This is a genomic window from Cryomorphaceae bacterium 1068 (assembly GCA_027214385.1).
GTDB lineage: Bacteria > Bacteroidota > Bacteroidia > Flavobacteriales_D > Cryomorphaceae > JAKVAV01.
Genome location: JAPVXR010000002.1, coordinates 262,357 through 282,264 on the forward strand (window position 1 = coordinate 262,357; position 19,908 = coordinate 282,264).

A 19,908-nucleotide genomic window follows, 5' to 3' on the forward strand; every position below is an offset into this window, starting at 1 on the left:
GGTAGAAAGGGCTCAACGCAAGTTGAGCCCTTTCTTATTTTGGTATCTTTTTGAATGATCTATTTCGAAATAGCCAATCGCTGAGTTCCCATTCTGTTCCCTTCGTTGTATTGCAAAATGTATAGTCCAGCAGGTAGACTGGAAACGTCGAGAACTAATCCGTTTGATCCATTAAAGGCAGTAATGTTCAACTGCTTGATCATCTTTCCGTCCAATGAGAAAATGGAAACGGTTGCTGCACTTCCACCACCCTCAAATTGGAGAGTTACCCGATCTGACGTTGGGTTAGGGAATAGCTTGAGTTCAGTTTGAGCTACCTCGTTGGTACTTAATGTCACTTCGTTGTAACGAGCGGTAAACTCTTGGTGAAACAAATTGGCGATGGTCGCATCGTGGATGATCAACGTGTTTTCATCATTAACCGATTCGGCCGAAGATGTCCAGTTGTGAGAACCCGTGATGACGATAGGATCTGCATCGGGCTGGCTATGGTCGATGATACCATACTTGTGGTGAAGCTGCCCGAAACCTTCGTGAGAAATCACGTTGATTCCTTCGTCTAGTAGGTATTGGAAGTCAGACCCCGTTCCGTTTACATCATTGACCAATCCTCTTGGTTGCACAAAAAGATTTGCCGCGTCCACTATTGCATCGGCAAGGATATTATTAGTAATCAATAGTAAGGCAAATTCAAGATCGTATTCGGTGGTTTCAATCGCTTCGGCAATGGCCGTGGTAGTATTGTCGCTGGGCGAGAAGTAGAGTTCAATATTCTTTCCTCCGATGATAAATTTCTCCGGCGTGTTCTTGAACTTCAACTCTCCGAAACGCGAGTTTCCAGGATCGGGCATCTGACCTGATCCACCCCACATTTCTTCGAATTCGATGGTGTAGGCTCTGGCCAAGGATTGATCTTTAATAATGATCAGATTGTTGGGATCCGTAAAAAGATTTCCTGTTGTAAAATTAGTTGATCCTGTCAGCACTAGCGCGCTATCCACATTGTTTCGATCAACAATGATGAACTTGTTGTGCATTCCACTACTCGTAGAATTCTGTCTTTCGAGCACGGGAATGGCGTCATCCAAGTTGGCGAGAGCAGTATTGGCCGTTTGCCCTTCTGCGATGTAGCGAATAGCTACTCCTCGATCCAAGGCATTGTTTAAAGCCTGCACAATTGTACCGCTATTGATATTGTATCCCGCCATATCAAGGGTTGTCATTGCCCGATCAATTTGTGCAATGATGGTGTCATCGGTAGCATTAAAAAGGCTAATAGCGTCTACTCCGGTTGAAACTGAAGTGTCAACCGAGCGATTGAAGTACACCGCAATATCTCCCGAAGATTCAGAAACGGTGCTAAAGGTCCCTGTTGCACTGGCAGTGTCCTCTCCATTTACGGAGAAAACGCGACAGAAGTATGGCGTTCCCGGCTCCAAGTCCACCAAATTCACCACGTGATCTGCTACGGCTTCCTCCAATGTCACAATAGTACCATAATCGGGAGTGGGGCCGTATTCCACCCCGCTGCTTGATGCTACATCCGTGCTCCAGCTTAGTGTGAAGCTTGTCGTTGAAAGATTGGTCTGCTCTACCTCCGAACCGAAGTTGATATTGCTATCAGAGATGAAGTCTTCCGCAGTTCTGGGTAGGAGTTGATATCCACTGAAAGGATCAGCAAAACTGAATTGTGAAAGAATTCCGATCAATTCAATTTCTCCAAGTGGGATTAATTCACCTTGTAAAGGGGAGCTGGAAGGAACGTAAATGATTCCTGTTTCTTCTGAGGCCTCATAGTTGAAAGTTGAGCTAGAGAAAGTGCTACCACCAGCAGCGAAAACCGCACCCGAGATTTGCACAAGCATTCCCTCAAAGGTTTCGTCGAGTTCATTTGGTGTTACCTCAAATGGCTGTGGAAGCTGGTTTCCGCTGCTTTCCAATACCATTGATGAGATGTCAGGTCCGATTTCGAGTAGGTTTGCAAATTCGGTAATTTCTCCCGTTACGGTAATCTCATCACCAGGTTGTGGCACGAAATCTAGATTATCCCAATCAAACCCGGGATAAATGGCAACACCTGCCGTCTCATCTTGGATATAACGGATGCTTCCAAGTTCAGGGCCATTGGTGACGATTCCCGTCACGGTTGCCGTTTGTCCTACATTGTAGTTTTCTCGCATATCTGCAATGTTTTCCTGGCCAAAGGCCAAAGCAGAAAGAGCTACAAGAGATGCGGAAAAGGTGGATTTTAGAATTCGCATTAAAAATTTTTTAAAGTGTTGCCTTAAGGGAAATGCTGAAAGTTCTGGGAAGGCCGAAGTATACCGAAGCTGAGTTAGCATCAAAAGCTTGAGTTGCAGCTTGCGTTGCCTCCCCACTGAGATAATTTGCTGTAACCAAGGCATCTCCTTCATTATTCGAGGCATCTGAAATATACCTTACATTGAATACATTTTCAACAATCAGATTCAGATCCAGTGAAACCTTGCTAAAGTCGAATCTGTAGCCTGCGAAGATTGATGTCAATCCATATCCTGGTATTTTCCATGATTGTCGGCCTTCATTTCCATCACTAAGAAAAAGCGGGTCAAAGTTTGAATAATGCTTATCGAAATAGACGTATCTACCTTTCAAATAAGCATTCTTCATGAAATCATACTGAAGGGCTAATCCTATCTGCGTCTGAGGTGCATCACCAACAAAAACTCCTTTGGCATCGAAAGAGACTTCGACCAATTCATCTGTTGGGCGGTTATTTGGACCTACTTCAAATATGGGTCTTCCTTGGGGATCAAAAAAGTTAACTGTTTTTGCACTGTTCCATCTCCAATCTCCTATTGATGCAAAACCATCAAGATTAAGCTTTTCGCTTATGACATATTTAAAACTTAACTCTAAACCCATATGAATAGCGTCCATCTCGTTTAGATTCGACTGGACGAAAATTCCTCTATCTGGAAGGAAAACTCCAAACCCTCCATCAACCGGTCGATTCTCCCAATATGTATAATAACCGTTTACATTCACGGAAAAATTGTACGTACGATATCCGTAGCCTAATTCCGCCGAGCTAATATTCTCATTTTCTACATTGATAAAGAACTGATTGAATCGTCCTAATTCTACAACGTTTCGAAATCTTGGTGTTCTGCTGATGTAACCCGCATTGATGAATACGGTGTGTCTCTCTTCTATACTTCGACTGACACCAGCCTTTACTGTGAACCCCGGAATGTTTTTCCAAGGAACTTCAGATACCTGAGATTCAGAATCAAAATACCTAATTTCTCTTGCACCAACGATACTGGAAGTACCGGCTGGCCCATATTCATTTTCATTATTAGAAGGATTCGTTACAAAAGTAGTATCTCCTACAGTGTTAAATGAAGACGTCGCGCCCGCAGCACTATTGGCAGCTACTATAAGCTCACTACCATTCCAAAATCCTACATCGTCATATGCAAGGGCATTTGGAAACCTCTCTCCATCTACTATGATATCACGTCTATTGAAGTAGTCAATCCGCTTATAACCAGTAACAACCCCCGATAGATTGACAAAAGCTCTCCAATTTTCGTTGTCATTGTACTTGAGTTCAGTAAAAAATGCTCCCCAGCGGATGAGGTTATCGTTGTAATATTGTATCCTATCACCTTCTCTCGAGGCATTGCTAACGGAAGTAAATGGTCTGTCGAAGGGAAATTCGTCTGCTGGTGGTACATAGTAATCGCCACCAAGTAGGTTATCCACTTCTCGATATTGCTCAGATTGGTAAGTCCTAAAATCGAGACCACCGGCAAAAGTCATTCTTTCACTAATCGTCCAATCAACGGTGGACAGCCAGCCCCACCAATAATGGTTGTCAAAAGTTTTTCTCAATATGATTGAACTCTTCAAATCAGTTAAAGAAATAGCAGTATCAAGGGGCAGTTGACCAAAAATATTGGGCTGAGTATTGGTATTGTAGTCGGTTTGAAAATCAACTTGAAGATTCTCATCATAATCTCCATATCCTAGAGTAGGCACTCTACTTGTCTGTCCACCCCTTCCGTAGCTGTAATAAACCACGTTGGACAGATAGAGATTTTCATTTATTGTCCAAAAGTCTCGGACAGAAAAAACTGGCTTATGGTAATTTCTAACTCTTTCATTCTGGATGTCCCCGTTAAGTGTCCCCCAATGGTTGTTGTATCGAAAACCTCTTGAAATGACTCCAGCAGTATCGATAAAGTTATTGTCGGCAGCAATATCGAAGAATTCACCTTCTGACCAACCGTACTGCTCATTTAGATTAGAAAGTTGTTCCTGAAGGACTGGTCTTTCAGCAACACTAGCGTATTGCAGACTTTGATAAACCACATTGTATGAAGATAAACGGTTGTACAAATCGTTGTTTCCTTGGAATAATCCAGCTGCATAGTCTTTGTCATATGTCGCAATTTTCTGTCGATCCTGCCTTACACCGTATTCGACAGGAGAACCCAAAGCGCTCACAGAAACAATGTGATTGCCCAATTCTTTTTGAACCTTACCGTAATAAAAGTACTCTTCTCTGTACTGTTGCTCAGAAAACCCGTCTCCTTTTCTAAATGAACCTGCCAAAGAGAACCCCCACCCTTTATTCAATCGCCCTGAGTTATATCCAAACGAAGTTCTCAGGGTATTGAATGAGCCGTAATCTTGTCTTAGGTAGACACTCTCTTCGTTTTCAATACTCTTGGTAATAAAGTTGATGGTTCCACCAATCGCAGGTATTGCCAACCTCGAGGAAGTCATACCTCTTTGCACTTGCATATTGGCAAGTACTCCGTCTATTCCAAAAGTGTTTGCCCAAAACACGTTTCCATTATCCATATTGTTGATGGGAATACCATCAATCATTACGGTGATATTCCGATCTTGAAAACCCCTGATTGCTACTCTGGCACCGCCGTCTGGACCTCCCGTTGGAGATACATAAACTCCTGGTGTAGTATTGAGCAGAAGCGGCAGATCATTCGCACCGAGTTCTTGCTTTATTTGTTTTGGAGTGATGTTTGAAAAGGCAACGGGTGTTTCCTCAGCGATCGCAAGGTCAGCAACGACTTCGACCTCACGAAGGGTAGTTGTTCCCAGAGCAAAATCGACCTGCTTGAACTTGCTATCTACAGTTACTTTTTTCTCGATAGATTCATAGCCCACATAGCTTGCCTTCAATGTATACGTACCGTAAGAGAGGGTGAGCTCATATTTTCCATCGATATCTGTAGTAACTCCTTTGCCATCGGCATATACCACCGCTGCACCGATCAGGGTTTCACCGGTTCCTTTATCCTTTAATGTTCCACGAATAACTCCTGAATCCTGAGCCATTAAAGTCCATGAAAGAATGAACAGGATGGCACTGATTAATCCTCTTTTCACAACGGGTGTTTTTGGAAAGAAAAATCCCACTGCCGTTTGGGCAGTGGGATAAATTAGTTGGTGATTTACTGCTTTATGAATCGCGTCGAAAATCCTACGGCGCCTTCCATATTTACATTAACAATGTAAGTTCCTGCAGGAAGGTTATCGAAAGTAATTTCGGCTTGTTCAGCATTGACGATTTTTACTTCAGTAGCAATCAAGCGACCGGTCATGTCAAATACTTCTATGCTTTTGATGTTCTTATTGGTAGTCAGCGTCAATGGAGCGTTTCCTACTAAAGGGTTAGGGAATATCTGAACATCTACTGATTCTTGTGAACCGCTGCTAAGTGGGAAACAAGCACAGTCGTGAATTCCAAGATTGCTCCATACATCGGTTCCCAAAGTATCCCAATCCGCAAGAGGTATAAACTGTGTCGGAATAGTGGTAATACCTCCGGTTATATCAAATTTTCTCACCATGGTTTGATTATCGGTAATAAATGTTCCGTCAGGAGCAGACCATGCAATTCCAGGATCTTCTCCTGGTCTACCAAAAACATCAAAAACCGGAGGGGTTTCATCGTATTTTACTAAAACCAAGGCATCGTTTCCGTTCATGAAAGTCGGTGCGGGATATGGGTTGTCCAATTGATCTGCCAGTGCTTGCAATTCAGGATCGCAGGCTGGAGATATAAATCCACCCAAATCAATATCTTCCGTTTGTCCATTAGCAACTACCCAAGTTCCATAAGGCTCTATGGTGCCTGATAAATCAGTTTGGTCCGTTACACTACCTTGACCATTCGACCATCTCTCGAGAATGTATCCGTTCAAGTCAATGGGCTCTGAAGTTGGATTGTAAAGCTCATAAGCTTTGTTGTTGCCCGTTCCAACAACGTATTCAGAAATAAAAATTCTGTCGCACTGCGCCGAGGCAGATAAAGAAGCCGCAATTACTGCTGCTGAAAGTAGAAGTGTTCTCATGTGTTTTGTTATAAGATTTCGTGGAACAAAAGTAACTATTTGCCAGGCTCTAGATTGAATTGGTGGTGAGTTGTGGATAAGATTTAATCTAAACTTAATGTTCATCGTTTGATTCTTTCGTCAACATTGAAGTGGTGATTTCTCCAAAATTATTCAAAACAGAGGTTTTTATTCGCCCTATATTTGCGGCTGTGAAGGGTCTTTTGTGCGTATCATTCTGTTTTCTATTCTTTCTTTTTCTTGCATTGCCAGAAGATGTTTTTGCGGGTAGAAACGAGGGGATAAATGTGCAATATGAATGTTTAGGGGGTAATGATTACTTAGTCAGCGTTCACCTTTTTAGAGATTGCGCAGAATTTACTGATACACCTGATTTTCTTGATGTTTTCTTTACTTCTTCCTGTGGTGCCATCGGATTTGTAGAAATTGATTTACAGGAAAGCCTGGAAGTATCACAACTATGTCCCGATTCACTGCCTTCCAGCAGTTGCAATGGAGGGGCACTTCCAGGAGTCAATTTGAGTGTTTACAGTGGGGTGGTTAACTTGCCGCCTTGCGCCGATTGGCAAATTATCGTGGCAGAGCAAAACCGCGCTTCTGTTCTAAATCTCGTCGATGATGGCACTAGCCGCATCCACGTGGAGGCTTTTTTGAACAATGCCTCGGGAGAGTGCAATACCTCGCCACAATTGGGATTATTCAATCTCCCTTTTGTCTGCGTAAACAGTGATTTTTTCTACAATCTTTCTTTCAATGACCCCGATGGCGATAGTTTGGTATACGCGCTCACACCTGCCATTACCTCTGACGAGGCCGATATGCCGCTGGATATGCCATACGAACCGGGCTATTCCCCTGCGGCACCTATTGATAACCTGACATTTAATCCCGAAACGGGCCAAATGGACATGACCCCTACCACAGAGGGGAAATACACCATTGTGGTAGAAGTACGAGAATACCGAGATGGCGTATTGATCGGAGTCGTTTACCTTGATTTTAATGTTATCGTTATCCCCTGCGCCGTTCCACCGCCCACACCGCTGCCGGGCTCTCTCGAGCAGATTAGTGGCGGCGGCTATCCGATTAGCGACAATCAAATCGGCATTTGCGCGGGTGATGATTTTTGTTTGGAACTTGACTTTGTTTCAACTGATCCATTGCTGGAACTGACCCTCTCGGCAGATATTGCTGAAGCAATTCCCGGCGCCACATTCACTCAGACAGGTGTAAATCCTGCTACCATTGAATTTTGCGGAACTATTCCTTCCGATTTCATAGGAGGTGATTTTGTTATTTCGGCGATTGACGATTTCTGTTCCATATATGGTCAAGCCTTTTATGCCGTTCAATTCGTTTTGCGCGAACCCATGTTTGCGGGACCTGATACGACTATCTGTGCCGGAGAGAGTGTGCAACTTTTTGCTGAAAATGATATCAGCTATACTTGGTCTGATTTGGATGGTAATCAGATTCCGGTTGGGCCCGATTTTTCATGCAATCCCTGTGCAAATCCCGTTGCAACACCTGACACATCGAGTGTCTACATCGTGCAAGGTGAGTTTATCGATGGTGTTTGCGCTGCTACCGATACCGTAGTGGTAGATGTTCCCTTGAGTTTGGAAATAGAGGTGATTCCCGAAACTTGTTTCGAAAATGACGGGGTCATTGAAATTGCTGTTTTAAATGGCTCGGGAAGCTATACCGTGGTTTGGGGTGACGATCCAACTATCACTTTGGTAAGAGCCGATCTCAATGAAGGAACTTATAACGTGACCATCACCGACGAGATATATAGTTGTTCTACCTCCCGAACCTTCATTGTAGAAAATCTCATTTCACCCGATGCCAATGCAGGCGGCGATGATTTTGCTTGTGGCACAGAATACCAACTAGAGGCCATTCCGAGCTTTGGCGAATCCCTTTGGACATCAAGTGATCCTGAAATTTCAATCTTAGATCCTACTTCCCCGAATTCTATTGTCACAGCAAGTTCAATCGGGGTTTATGAGCTGGTTTGGACGGAAGAAGATGGAGACCCAATCAATGGATGTATCGACAGGGATACCATACAGATCGAGTTTTTTGATCAACCCACCGCTATGATCTCTGCTGTTGATTCGGTGTGCGGGTCAGAAGTAGAGTTGACTGTTTTCGGATCGAATGGAATTCCGAATTGGGACTTAAGTACAAATGTCACTCTCGTTGATCCGCTCTCTGATCCTGTCATCGCTGTCGCGGATATAGAAGGTTTGGAACTGATTATTTACCAAAGTGTCAATGGGCCATGTGTTGCGGCCGATACTGCTTCCGTAGAATTCATTGATCAGCCTGTTTCAGATGCGGGAGTTGGCGACATCGTTTGTGGAGATGAGGTCAACCTCTTTGCGGCGGCTTCAGTAGGAATTGGCGTATGGATTCTGCCTGATGAGCTTATTCCTTTTGGGACTCCGGTTGGGCCTAGTCTTGAGGTCACGGCTACGGTTTACGGATTTTACGACATCATTTGGCGGGAGACCAATAAAGGTTTTTGCCAAGATTCCGATACCATCGAAGTGGGGTTTGTGGAGCAGCCTGTTATTGAGCCCCTCGCGGACACACTAATTTGCGGCCCGTCGGCAGAAATTCCAGCTTCTCTTAACTCGGGCAATTTGCTTTGGGAAGGAGACATCGGATTGTCCATAACGGACAACTCGGCAAACCCGGTAGAAATAGGTGCCGCACCCGGGACATACGAATTGCGCCTTACCGCCGATAATGGCTTTGACTGCATTGCTTTTGACACATTAAACCTTACATTTTTGGAGCAGCCCGTTTTGCCTCCAAGTGTCGTTGATTCGGTTTGCGGATTTGAAACCGAATTGATCAGTCCGATTTCGGGATTTCCTATTGAGTGGTCATCACCTGACTTGAGCCTTAGTTCTACTACCGATCAACAAGTTATAGCCACCTCCTTGGCTGAAGGTGATTTTACCGTGAGCCTAGTGGCAAGCAATCAGGCCGTTTGTTACGACACCACCATTTATGCGCTTAGTTTTTACGAGCAGCCATTGGTCTCTGCACAAGGAGACTTTTCTGTTTGCGGACTTATCGCTCAAGTGCAAGCCACTACTTCAGTGGGTGATTTGCTTTGGGAGAGTTCAGCTCAGGGTTCAACTTTTTCTAATCCGAGCAGTGCTACTACCGATTTTTCGGTGATTGACTTTGGCGAAGCAACCGCAGTCATTCTTGAAAAAAACGGTCCATGCGCCACCACTGATTCTGTTACGGTAAGTTTCGAGCCATCTCCGCAAATAGTGAACCCCATCTTGTCCTGTACGGGTATTGACGCGACGTATCAGGTTGCTTTTGATGCACTCGGCGATTATGGAAGCGGGTTTATTGTTACCGGTCTGGAAGGGGCATTTTCAGGAAATGCTTTTCTCTCTGATTTTGTAGAGTCGGGAATGGCCGTCAGTTTTTCTTTGAGCAACAATACCGTTTGTACTTCTGCTGATTTTACGGGAAGCCTTACCTGTCCTGTCACCTCCTCTGCAGGCGAGATGAGTTCCGATACGGTGAGAACTTGCGGAGAGGAGCCCGCTGTGGTCACTCAATCGGTTCCTCCTGTTTTGGATGGAAATGATGTTCTGAAGTATGTCTTGCACGACAGCAATACCAATGTACTTGGAAATATTTTTGCTTGGTCTGACATACCCGAGTTTACCTACAATGAGGACCTGCAAGTTAATACGACTTATTATGTTTCTTCCGTAGTGGGAAATCCACTTGGAGACCAGATTGATTTGACTCACCCGCAGGTATCCATTTCCGTCGGTCAACCGGTTATTTTCCTACCGCAGCCTACTGTTTTGGTGAATTATGACGAGATCATTTGCCCCACCGATACGGCTATCGTCCTGTTTGAATTTGCCGGCAATTTGCCTCAAACTTTCACCTATACCTTCGGTGGAATAGAAACGACGCTTCAAGTGGATGAATCTCCTTTGGAGTTGATGTTCACTGATTCAGGGATGGTGGAACCGCTTTCGACACTTTCTGCTTATTGCGTCGGTGATGGAATCGGAGTCGGCCAAATCCAATTCCATCCTGAGCCGGATTTGATTTACGATTGGGATCCGGAAATTTGCACGGGAGATACCTCTTTGCTTCAAATCAATACCGTGGGAGTAGCTCCTTTCCAATTTGACTTGAACGGCGAATTCGGAGAACAGTCCTATCTCATTTCAGGGGATACGGCTTTGGCATTAACCATTGGCGGAAGCTACAGTATCACGAATTATGCCGATCAATTATGCCCCGTGCTCGATACATTCGCGCTTGAATTGGTGGAGTATCCACTTCCATTGGTCGATGCAGGCTCTGACGAACTTGCATGTACGGGAGATACCCTGTTGATCGGGAGTTCCCCAATTTCGGGAGTGACTTATTCATGGGCCTTCAATACATCTGTTTTGGAGCCATCGCTTTCTTTCACTCCTTTTGCTGCTTTGAATGAAGGGTTTTTCCCTCAAGAGAACGAGCTCATTCTAACGGCTACCGACATTAATTGCACCAATCGGGATACAGTATTGGTCACCGTGTATAGTTTTCCTGAGCTTCAAATTTTTGCGCCCGGCACCATCTGCCAAGGCGACTCAACAGATGTAATTGGTTACGGTGCGCCGAACTTGTCATGGTCTCCTGCTCAACTTTTTTCTAATCCCGATAGTTCTCAGACCAGACTCTACACTCCCACGAGCACGGAAATTAGTCTGATGGGAACGAATGAGGCGGGATGTACTTCTGAAGTCTCATGGGACATCGAAGTAGCTCCCATTCCCGAAGTAGAAATTGTAGCTTCGACAGTCGCCGGCTGCGATCCGCTGCTAGTCGATTTTACCGCAGTGGATACTGCTGTCGGCTCAACTTATCAATGGAGCTTCAATTCCCAGCCAGTCGGCGAGTCTTCGCCAAATGTGTCTCAAGAATTTTCGACCGGACAATACACTATTGCCTTAGAAGTGACATCAGCAGCGGGTTGTAGCCGAACGACTCAATTGCCGGGAGGACTATCGGTATACACCACCGAAGCCGACTTTTCTTTCTTTCCCGAAAAGCCATCCATTACCAGTCCTAAGGTGACTTTTACAAGTCTCGCCCAAAATGCCGAGTTCAACTTCTGGAGAATCGACACCCTTGATTTGGGCTCGGGAGAGTGGTACACTTATGAGTTCCCTTCTGACGTTGGTGGAGCATATGAAGTTTGTCTCGACGTAATTTCTAATGAAGGCTGTGTTGATAGCACTTGTCAAACCGTCACGGTAGCCGATGACTTTTTTGTTTATATCCCCACCGCTTTTACACCAGATGGTGACGGTTTGAACGATCTTTTTGCTCCTCAACTTTCGAGAATTGACATTGCCGAGTACCGCTTTTGGATAACTAACCGAAATGGTCGCGTGGTCTTTGAAACAAATGACCCCAACGAGAAATGGAATGGATCAGAGAATAATGCAGGATACTTTGGCCGCTCAGACCTTTATCAGTGGCACCTCTCGGCAAAGCCTGATTTTAATCTTGAGGAACGGTTTTACAATGGGAAGGTGATGGTAATCAGGTAGTATTTGATTGGGAAGTACAAAGTATTTAGACCGTTTGAGATCCGATGCAGTGTCTAACCTTAAAACTGATGTCTTACTATTCTGATAAAAATTCAATTTCTCGACTTTTAACAGCTACCCGACTATCTCAATACCCAATACACTAGACCCTATACCAAACTTAATTTATCTTAGCCCGAAATTTTTTTGCCTTGAGCCAAAAGCTGGTCATTATACCGACGTACAATGAGTACGGAAATATTGAGAACATTCTGGATGCAGTGATGAATCTCAACGAAGACTTCCATGTGTTGGTGGTTGATGACGGCAGTCCTGATGGCACAGCCGATTTGGTGAGAAAAAAGCAAGAGCAGTACCCGATGCTGGTGCACTTGCTCGAGCGAAAAGAGAAGACGGGCTTGGGAACGGCCTATATCACTGGTTTCCGTTGGGCGCTTAAGGAGGGCTACAAGTACATCTTCGAGATGGATGCCGACTTTTCTCACAATCCCAAAGACTTGATTAGGCTGCACCAAGCTTGCGCAGATGGAGCCGATATGAGCGTTGGCTCTCGTTATACCAAAGGCGGAAAGGTTGACAATTGGCCGCTCTTCAGAATTTTCATTTCTTATTTCGCCTCGCTCTATGTACGGATGGTTTTATGGATTGGCGTGAAGGACGCTACGGCGGGATTTGTTTGCTACCGCGACGAAGTGCTCAAGACCATCAACTTGGATGATATCGAATTTGTGGGTTATGCCTTCCAAATCGAAATGAAATACGCTGCCCTAAGAAGAGGATTCAAGATTGTAGAGGTACCTATCACCTTTATTGACCGGCAAGTAGGACAGAGCAAGATGAGCATGAATATTTTTACCGAGGCATTTTTCGGAGTGCTGAAAATGCGGTTTAAGTGATGCTGTTCCGATCCCTGACTATTTTGGTGATCATCCTGATTTTCACGGGGTGTGGAGAGCCCGAAGTTGAAGTGGTTCCCGAAGGCCTTTTGGATAAGGACAAGTTTACCGAAGTGATGGTAGATGTGCAGCTGGTTGAAGGAATGAAAGTGCACAAGCTAGGTCCGAAGCGGGAGAGAAGCCCCGATATGGAGGCGATGTACGGTAATATCTTCGCAAAGCACGAGATCGAACAAAAAGATTTTGACGCTACTTACGACTACTACAAGTCGCGCCCCGATGAGATGGAACTGATCTACGAGCAAGTACTGGACAGCCTTTCCAAGCTCGATGTGGAGGTGAAGAAAATCTACAATACCCCGAAGAACATGAGAGATTCTTTGAATCTTGATTCGATTACAAGCGCGGCTTCAAAAAGGAAGTTGCAGCCGCTGAAGTGAGCAGCTAGAAGTGTTGTATCAAAACGCCTTAATCCACTCCAAAGATTTACCGACTGGAATAAATGCCAAATCCAACTCATTTTTGGCTTTCGAGTTTCCGTAATTTGAGTGCCGCTGAGCGCTTTGGGCAGTTTCTTTTGAAATGGACTTTATACCAAACAATCGAGCGATCAAGCCAAACCGCCAAGCCATGTCAAGGAAAAAATCGGGGAGTTTGGTTTTTGGCTCCTCGTTACCGAAACTCTGCGCTGCTTTGATTAGGAGATCCTGAAAAGATAGATTTTCGGAGTTGAGCAAATAGCGCTCGCCAAACTTGGCTTCTTGCACTGCGGTGATGCACGCTAGGGAAACATCCCTCACGTCTACCAATCCTACACCTCCGGAAGGATAGTACTTCGAGCCTTTCCGCAACATACTCATTAACATACCGCTGCTTTGATCAGCTTTTGACGGGCCCAAGATTATTGAGGGATTCATAGCTACTACTTTCAGTCCTTCGGCGCCAGCTCGCCAGACCTCACGTTCGGCCAGAAACTTGGTCAAACCGTAAACGGATCGATTCTCGTCTCGTTGCCAATGCGATTCTTCCGTAGTGGGGCCTTCCTTCTCCACGCCCAGAGCAGCTACCGAACTGATGTGACATATTTTTTCAACTCCCAAAGTGAGGCAGATATTGACCAAGTTCTTGGTTCCGCCCTCGTTCATTTGAAAGAGCGTCTTCTCGTCCTTCGGATTGTAAGAAACCAGAGCTGCACAGTGATAAACCGTCTTGACTCCTTCGAGGGCGGTCTCAAGGGAGAAGATGTCGAGTAAATCACCTTCAACCCAATTGATATTATCGAGATCGTCGTCGAGAGCACCGTAGAATCGAAGCACCTTTTCGGCGAAAGCCATATCGCTACTAGAGCGCTTTAGGGCTCTGACCTTTTCATTTCTCTTCAGGAGATCGTAGACTATGCGAATACCTACAATTCCAGTGGCACCAGTGACCAAATTCATGCTGCGAATTTAAGATTCTAAACGGTCAGAAGGTTCCTTTGTTGACATATGCTTTGACGCTCTCTAAGTCAGCCTTTTTGCTATTTTTGCTCAGCCTAAGTGTAAGAACTACAATTACTATGGAAGAATTACGGTATCGTGCAGTAATAGAAGATGTTAAGCCGGCAATTAATGGTGGTGAGTTTGCAATCAAAAGAGTCGTTGGTGAGAAGGTAAAGCTCACCGCTGATATATTTGGTGACGGACATGACATCGTGAACGCACAGTTGGTCTACAAACACGATTCAGAGAAGACGTGGAAAAAAGTAGCTATGACCTCATTGGTGAATGATCTTTGGGAAGTAGAGTTTGAGGTGAAGAAATTAGGGTTTTACACATACAAACTCGAAGCTTGGGTAGATTACGCCCTCAATTGGCAACACGAAATCAAGCGAAAGATTCAAGATGACCAACACGTGTCGTCAGAATTGCACGATGGGGTGAAATACCTCGATGCCGTGAAGGCAAAAAAGCACCAAAAGTTTTTGGCTGCTGCCAAAAAGGGTTTTGGGAACAAGCGTTCATACAAAAAGGCGATTGAGGTAGCTCAATCAGATGAGCTGAAGAAAATTTTCGAAGAATACCCTTACCAAACATTTGTAACCACTTCACGAGATTTTCGCGTGAAAGTGGATCGTGAGCGAGCAGGTTTCAGCACGTGGTATGAGTTTTTCCCGCGCAGTGCAGGCGAATCGGTGCACAAACACGGAACATTCAAAGACTGCATCAAGCGGTTGCCACACGTTGCTCAAATGGGATTTGACGTTTTGTATTTCCCACCCATACATCCGATAGGAGAGAAAAACAGAAAAGGAAAAAACAACACCACCGAAGCTGAGAAAGGTGATGTGGGTTCGCCGTGGGCCATTGGCTCAAAGTTGGGCGGCCACAAGGACATTCATCCCGAGTTGGGAACGATGAAAGACTTCAAGGCCTTGGTAAAAGCTGCCGATGGTCTTGGCATTGAGATAGCCTTGGACTTTGCCCTGCAATGCGCTCCTGACCATCCATACGTCAAGGAGAATCCGCAGTGGTTTAAGTGGCGCCCTGACGGCACGGTTCAATACGCCGAAAATCCGCCAAAGAAATACCAGGATATTATTCCCATTAATTTCGAATGCGAGGATTGGGAGAACCTCTGGAATGAACTGCAAAGCATCGTTTTCCATTGGATCGATGCGGGAGTGCGCATCTTCCGCGTGGATAATCCGCACACCAAGCCTTACCGTTTTTGGCGCTGGCTGATTGCCAATGTCCACGAGAAATACCCCGAGGTGATTTTTCTCTCAGAAGCATTTACCCGTCCGAAGGTGATGCATCAATTGGCAAAAGTCGGATTTACTCACAGCTATACCTATTTCACTTGGCGAAACACGAAATACGAGCTGGAAGAATATATGGATGAATTGGTCAACACCAAGTCCCGTGAGTATTTCCGCCCGAACTTTTGGCCCAATACGCCTGACATTCTTCCCAGCGAGCTTCAACAGCCCAACGAAGCCGCTTTCATTCAGCGGTATTTCTTAGCTGCCACGCTGAGCAGCAACTACGGAATGTACGGTCCGGTATACGAAAACATGCATTACCAAGCCGTTCCCGGAAAGGAAGAATACTGGGATTCGGAGAAGTACGAAATTAAACGTCATGTATGGGATACCCGAGGAAAGCTGAAACAGGTGATCAAGATGGTGAACGCGGCGCGGAAGTCGCATCCCGCTTTACAGGACACGTTTAATTATAAGAAGTGTGCGGTAGATAACGAGCGCCTTATGGCCTATTACAAGGGCGATGAAGCTGCGAATGATCACTTCTTGTGCATTGTGAATATGGACACCTACTATACTCAAGCGGGCTGGGTTCAAGTACCCTTAGCCGATTTAGGAATAGCTGATGGCGAGGCCTATGTGGTTCAAGACTTGATCACCGAAGTGTCTTACACCTGGAGAGGTGAGTTCAATTTTGTTGAGCTAAATCCACACGGACTGCCTTTCCATTTCTTTAAAATCATAAAAGGATGAGTAATCATACCTTAACCATATCGCAGTCTTGGAAAGAAATTTTCGCCGATGGTCAAGCATCGGAGGAGTTTGAAAAAATCCTTCCCGATTATTTGCATCAAATGAGATGGTTTGGCGCAAAGACGGGAAACATAAAGCAATATACCATAGAGAATGCGCTGACTTACCAACTCCAAAACGGTAGCCTGGCTTTTATTCTTTTGGTGGAGATCGTCTTTCAGACATCTAACACAGAAAACTACCTCCTTCCCGTAATCGCGGTAGACGAAATGGAAGATGATGCAGATGTGATTTGCGAAATTCACAATGAAGCAGGAGAACGTCAAGGCTTTTTGATCGATGCGCTCTACGACTCAGCATTTCGAAACGACCTCTTCTTCAATATTATTTCCGAGAAACAGTTGGGACTTTCCATCGGAGAATTCCGATTCACCAAAGGGAATGTGCTGGGGGATTCATTTAGTGAAGAAAATCTGAGCTCAGAGTTGTTGAAGCTTGAGCAAAGCAATTCCACAATCGTCTACAACGGTGAGTATTTCCTAAAGATTTACCGGAAGCTCTTTCGAGACAACAATCCCGATCTGGAGTTAACCCATTTTTTATCCGACAAGGGTAATTTTTCCCATTCCCCTAAGTTTGCGGGAGGGATTGAGTGGGTGCGCGAGGGATACTACCGCGTATCGATCGGCTTGATGCAAGAGCGCGTAGAAAACCAAGGCGAGGCTTGGAATTACACGCTTCGACAGATGGAGGGGTTTTTCCAGCGATTTGCCGACAGCGATTTGAGTTTGGCTGATTTTCCCAAAGTTGATCTTTACAAACCTTTGAATATTGCCGATCTTCCTGAGAAAATTCAAAGCTTGATCGGAAAGGAGTTTTTGGAGAGAGTCCAAAAGTTGGCTGTCCGAACGGCAGAGATGCATATCGCTTTATTTTCAGATAAAACGGATAGGTATTTCACACCTGAGCCTTTTAGAGGGGATTACACCGTTTGGCTTTTGAACCGTTTGATGTACATGCTCGACGGTCGCTTTAATTTGCTCGAGCAGAAAGTAGATCAACTGCAGGGCCGAGCCCGCGAGTATGCGGAGTTTGTACTCGACAATAAAGAGGACATCAAAAATCACATCCTCAAATTTGATGAGCTGAATTTGAACTCAGCGAGAATACGAATTCACGGGGATTACCACTTGGGACAAATATTGATCACAGGCGATGATTTTTGCATCCTCGACTTCGAAGGTGAGCCTGAGAGCACCATACGCGACCGAAAAGTAAAGCAACCGCCCGTCAAAGACTTGGCAGGCTTATGCCGCTCTTATCATTACGCAGTTTTCTCTACGGTCTTCAATGCCCTTCCTGAAAATATTGATCGAGAAGTCGCTACAGAATTGGGTGGAAGGCTCTACCGAATTATTACAGGGCTTAGCTTGGAGCGATACGTGGAGACGGCCATGGAAAATGGATTGAACATAGGCTACTCCAAAGAAATTGACTTTTTATTGCGCTACCATATATTTGAAAAGGCCATTTACGAAATTGGCTACGAATTGAATTCTCGTCCTGATTGGGTCATCATTCCACTCAAGGGCATCATCCAAATCCTTAAGAACGATTAACCATGGAAAAAACGTCGAATGTCATCGCGCACAGCCTGCTGACAGAATTTGATATTTCACTTTTTGCTTCAGGGCGGCATTTTAAGCTTTACGAAAAGCTAGGAAGCACTCCGATGGAAGTCGAAGGAGTAGCAGGAACTTATTTTGCAGTTTGGGCTCCAAATGCCGAGGCGGTTTCTGTGATTGGGAACTTCAATGAATGGGATACTCAAGCTCACCACCTCAATGCTCGCTGGGATAGCAGCGGAATCTGGGAAGGTTTTATACCTGGCCTCGGGGCTAACGAGCTATACAAATACGCCATCAAAGTGCGTGGTGGAGGAATCATTGAAAAAGGAGACCCTTTTGCAGAGATGTGGGAAGTACCACCATCTACCGCTTCTATCATCCGCTCTTTTGATCCCAAATGGTCGGACGGAACTTGGATGAAGAACCGTAAGAAAAAGAATGCTCTTGATGCGCCCTTCTCCGTTTACGAGGTGCACATCGGCTCTTGGAAAAGAAAATTCGACGAGCAAAACCGAAGCCTCACATACCGCGAAATGGCAGACGACCTCGTGTCATACGTCAAGGAGATGGGCTTTACACATGTGGAGATGATGCCCGTAATGGAGCATCCATTCTTTGGCTCATGGGGCTATCAGATTACGGGGTATTTTGCCCCGTCTTCGCGATTCGGAACTCCGGAAGATTTTGCGTTTTTGGTTAATGCGTTCCACAAAGCAGGAATCGGTGTCATCCTGGACTGGGTGCCTAGTCACTTCCCGAATGATGCTCACGGATTGTATCAGTTTGATGGTACATCCCTTTACGAGCACGAAGACCCTCGCCTGGGTTATCACCCCGACTGGAAGAGCTACATCTTCAATTACGGCCGTCATGAAGTGCGTTCGTTTTTGATTAGCAATGCCTTGTATTGGCTTGATAAGTACCATATTGATGGAATTCGAGTAGATGCAGTAGCATCCATGCTTTACCTCGACTACAGTCGAAATGAAGGTGAGTGGATTCCAAATAAGTTTGGTGGTCGAGAAAACCTTGAAGCCATTTCGCTTTTAAAAGAGATGAATGAGGCTGTTTATTCCAACTTCCCCGATGTGCAAACCATCGCTGAAGAAAGTACGAACTGGCCGAGTGTTTCAAGACCGGTAAGTGCTGATGGACTTGGCTTTGGTATGAAGTGGATGATGGGTTGGATGAACGACATGTTGGAGTACATCAAGAAAAACCCACTCTACCGCAGCTACCACCAGAATCAAGTTACTTTTAGTTTGGTCTATGCTTTTACTGAGAATTTCATGTTGCCATTATCGCACGATGAGGTGGTACATGGCAAAGGCTCACTTTTGAGTAGAATGCCTGGCGACGAGTGGCAGCGCTTTGCCAATTTGCGCGCCCTTTACGCTTGGATGTTCACCCATCCCGGAGCTAAGCTCCTGTTTATGGGAAGTGAGTTTGGACAGTTTTCAGAGTGGAAGCATGATGAGACCTTGCTATGGAATTTACTGAAGTTCGACTTTCATAACGGAATTTCTGAAATAGTGAAAGCCATGAATGAGCTCTACCGCACAGAGAAGGCGATGCATGAACTCAATTTCGATGCAGAAGGATTTGAATGGATCGATTACAGCGATAACAAGAACTGTATACTCTCTTTTTACAGAAAGTCTAAGGGTGCTAAGCAAAAGCTCATGGTAGTGGGTAATTTTACCCCAAATGCACACGAAGAGTACAAAATCGGAGTCGATGAAAAAGGCTCTTTCAAAGAAATATTTAATTCAGACAGTGCCCGTTTCGGGGGAAGCGATTTCCTGAATAAAGGCGCAATTAAAACCAAAAAGGAAGTATTGCATGGACGCGAAAACAGCGTGACATTGCGTATCCCTCCGATGGGCTTCATTGTCTTGAAGCCAACCAAATAAG

10 protein-coding genes are annotated in these 19,908 nt (G+C 45.1%); 6 read left to right on the forward strand and 4 right to left on the reverse strand.

What is annotated here, in order from left to right; translation table 11 throughout:
* Window positions 1-59: 59 nt before the first annotated feature.
* The 3 genes from O3Q51_03980 to O3Q51_03990 form a co-directional block, all read right to left on the reverse strand.
* Window positions 60-2,261, reverse strand: a complete 2,202-nt coding sequence (locus tag O3Q51_03980; protein MCZ4407952.1) for a phospholipase D-like domain-containing protein — start codon at window positions 2,259-2,261, stop codon at window positions 60-62.
* Between the two features lie 10 nt (window positions 2,262-2,271).
* Window positions 2,272-5,403, reverse strand: coding sequence for a carboxypeptidase-like regulatory domain-containing protein (locus O3Q51_03985; GenBank protein ID MCZ4407953.1), 3,132 nt, complete (start codon window positions 5,401-5,403; stop codon window positions 2,272-2,274).
* A 65-nt stretch (window positions 5,404-5,468) separates the two neighbouring features.
* Entirely contained in the window at window positions 5,469-6,371 is a 903-nt protein-coding gene (locus O3Q51_03990; GenBank protein MCZ4407954.1) for a lamin tail domain-containing protein, read from the reverse strand.
* 191 nt (window positions 6,372-6,562) lie between these two features.
* Between O3Q51_03990 and O3Q51_03995 the strand changes: the two genes are divergently transcribed.
* The 3 genes from O3Q51_03995 (at window position 6,563) to O3Q51_04005 (ending at window position 13,310) form a co-directional block, all read left to right on the forward strand.
* Window positions 6,563-11,974: a gliding motility-associated C-terminal domain-containing protein gene (locus O3Q51_03995; protein ID MCZ4407955.1), complete on the forward strand. Its 5,412-nt coding sequence runs from the start codon at window positions 6,563-6,565 to the stop codon at window positions 11,972-11,974.
* A gap of 191 nt (window positions 11,975-12,165) precedes the next feature.
* Window positions 12,166-12,870: a polyprenol monophosphomannose synthase gene (locus O3Q51_04000; GenBank protein MCZ4407956.1), complete on the forward strand. Its 705-nt coding sequence runs from the start codon at window positions 12,166-12,168 to the stop codon at window positions 12,868-12,870.
* Window positions 12,870-13,310, forward strand: a complete 441-nt coding sequence (locus O3Q51_04005) for a DUF4296 domain-containing protein (protein ID MCZ4407957.1) — start codon at window positions 12,870-12,872, stop codon at window positions 13,308-13,310. Before O3Q51_04000 ends, O3Q51_04005 begins: the two co-directional genes overlap by 1 nt.
* An 18-nt stretch (window positions 13,311-13,328) precedes the next feature.
* Here the strand turns inward: O3Q51_04005 and O3Q51_04010 are convergent, their stop codons facing one another.
* A complete protein-coding gene (locus O3Q51_04010; protein ID MCZ4407958.1) occupies window positions 13,329-14,309 on the reverse strand; it encodes an NAD-dependent epimerase/dehydratase family protein in 981 nt (326 codons plus the stop codon).
* Window positions 14,310-14,428: 119 nt separating this feature from the next.
* Between O3Q51_04010 and O3Q51_04015 the strand changes: the two genes are divergently transcribed.
* The 3 genes from O3Q51_04015 to glgB are packed head-to-tail and all read left to right on the forward strand — an operon-like array spanning window position 14,429 to window position 19,907.
* The gene (locus O3Q51_04015; GenBank protein ID MCZ4407959.1) at window positions 14,429-16,366 is read left to right on the forward strand and encodes an alpha-1,4-glucan--maltose-1-phosphate maltosyltransferase; all 1,938 of its coding nucleotides are present in this window, start codon (window positions 14,429-14,431) and stop codon (window positions 16,364-16,366) included.
* Window positions 16,363-17,985, forward strand: coding sequence for a trehalose synthase (locus O3Q51_04020; GenBank protein ID MCZ4407960.1), 1,623 nt, complete (start codon window positions 16,363-16,365; stop codon window positions 17,983-17,985). Before O3Q51_04015 ends, O3Q51_04020 begins: the two co-directional genes overlap by 4 nt.
* 2 nt (window positions 17,986-17,987) lie before the next feature.
* Entirely contained in the window at window positions 17,988-19,907 is a 1,920-nt protein-coding gene (gene glgB, locus O3Q51_04025; protein MCZ4407961.1) for a 1,4-alpha-glucan branching protein GlgB, read from the forward strand.
* The last annotated feature ends 1 nt before the right edge of the window (window position 19,908 follow it).

Coding starts and splice junctions, on each gene's coding strand:
- glgB (MCZ4407961.1), top strand. CDS start 17,988: ATGGAAAAAACGTCGAATGTCATCGCGCACAGCCTGCTGACAGAATTT.
- O3Q51_04010 (MCZ4407958.1), bottom strand. CDS start 14,309: ATGAATTTGGTCACTGGTGCCACTGGAATTGTAGGTATTCGCATAGTC.
- O3Q51_03980 (MCZ4407952.1), bottom strand. CDS start 2,261: ATGCGAATTCTAAAATCCACCTTTTCCGCATCTCTTGTAGCTCTTTCT.
- O3Q51_04005 (MCZ4407957.1), top strand. CDS start 12,870: ATGCTGTTCCGATCCCTGACTATTTTGGTGATCATCCTGATTTTCACG.
- O3Q51_04020 (MCZ4407960.1), top strand. CDS start 16,363: ATGAGTAATCATACCTTAACCATATCGCAGTCTTGGAAAGAAATTTTC.
- O3Q51_03990 (MCZ4407954.1), bottom strand. CDS start 6,371: ATGAGAACACTTCTACTTTCAGCAGCAGTAATTGCGGCTTCTTTATCT.
- O3Q51_04015 (MCZ4407959.1), top strand. CDS start 14,429: ATGGAAGAATTACGGTATCGTGCAGTAATAGAAGATGTTAAGCCGGCA.